General features: G+C 67.2%; 2 protein-coding genes. Both read left to right on the top strand.

The window, feature by feature from the left end; translation table 11 throughout:
• Positions 1–9: 9 nt before the first annotated feature.
• Complete coding sequence (locus ACLD7X_RS16700; RefSeq protein ID WP_411424814.1) at positions 10–147, top strand: hypothetical protein; 138 nt, start codon at positions 10–12, stop codon at positions 145–147.
• On the top strand, positions 144–1,394 hold the full coding sequence (locus ACLD7X_RS16695) for an alpha-L-fucosidase (protein WP_411424813.1): 1,251 nt from the start codon (positions 144–146) through the stop codon (positions 1,392–1,394). Before ACLD7X_RS16700 ends, ACLD7X_RS16695 begins: the two co-directional genes overlap by 4 nt.
• The last annotated feature ends 104 nt before the right edge of the window (positions 1,395–1,498 follow it).

Genomic DNA, 1,498 nt, shown 5'->3' with positions numbered 1-1,498 from the left:
ATCGCCCCCGTGATCGCGTTCCTCGCGAGCGATAGGGCGAGCTATGTCACCGGCGCAGCCTGGGTGGCCGATGGCGGGGTGACAGCTCACACCGGCCAGCCGAACCTTGTGGCGATGGCCGCCGCCCTCCAGGGGCCCGCCGCATGAACAAGGCCTGGTTTGAGGGCGCAGGCCTCGGCCTTTTCATCCATTGGGGGCATTATTCCCAGCCGGGCTGGGACGCGTCCTGGTCGTTGGTGGGCGGGGTTGTCACCCTTCCGCTCGTCAAGAACGTGCCCATCGCGGACTATTACGGCGCCGCAGCCGATTGGCGCCCGGAGCACGGATGGCCCGCCCGCTGGGCCAAAGCCGCCAAAACCATGGGGGCACGCTACGCGGTAATGGGCGCGCGCCACCATGACGGGGTGGCTCTCTGGCCCTCGAAGGCGCCGGGCGCCTTTTCCGTGAATGACCTCGGCATCGAGCGCGACATCGTGGGCGAATTCGTCGACGCCTGCCGCGCCGAGGGTGTGATCCCCGGCCTCTACTATTCGCTCTCGGACTGGAAGCACCCGGACTATCCCGCCTTCACCGAAGACCTGAAGCCCTATCGGTTTGATCGGCCCCCTGCGCCGACAAAGGAGCAATGGACCCGCTACAAGCTCTATCTGGAGGCTCAGCTCACCGAACTCCTCACCCACTATGGAGAGATCGCCTGCCTCTGGTTTGATGGCGGCTGGGAGCGGCCGGCCAAGGTCTGGGGCGTGGACGGGCTGGAAGCGCTGATCCGCCGGCTGCAGCCAGACATCCTGATCAACGACCGCCTACCCGAGAAGGGCGATTACGCCACGCCCGAGCAGTTCATTCCGCCTTCCCCGCCCGCCGGCCTCTGGGAAGCCTGCCTGACCATGAACCGTTCCTGGGGCTTCAACGCCGACGATCATGACTACAAGACCGCGACCGCGCTGATCCATGCATTGTGCGAGACGGCCGGCCGCGGCGGCAATCTGCTGCTCAACATCGGGCCGGAGGGGTCCGGCGCCATTCCTGCCCCCCAGGTCGAGCGGCTGGAGGCGATCGGCGCCTGGATTGCCCGCCATGGCGCAGCGATCCACGACACCAGGCCCGGTCTTGAGCCCTGGCAATTCTATGGCCCGAGCACGCGCAGGGGCGAGACGCTGTATTGCATCCTCACCTTGAAGCCGAACGGACCAGTGGCGGTGCGCGGCCTGCCGATGAAGCGGGTGAAGGCTGTCACCCACCTCGCCACCGGCCAGCCGCTCCGCTTTGAAAAGCGCATGGCGGTGATGGAGGAGCTGTTCAGCCCTGACCCGATGGGTGAGCTTCTGATCGATCTGCCGGACGCGCTGGTCGATCCCCATGCCAGCGTGATTGCGATCGAGGTGGCGGGGTGAGGCTCGAAGCGCCGGAGGGGGGAGAGGCGCCATGACGCGGCCCACCCCCGCCTGGCGGCTCGCGCTCTTTGTTGCGCCACAGCTCGCGCTCGCCGTTCTCGGCC

Origin of the sequence: Aphanothece microscopica RSMan92, assembly GCF_046613545.2 — a bacterium.
Classification (GTDB): Bacteria; Cyanobacteriota; Cyanobacteriia; order PCC-6307; family Cyanobiaceae; genus NIES-981.
Note: the sequence above shows the minus strand (reverse complement) of the source record. Positions and strands in the feature narration are given on the sequence as shown.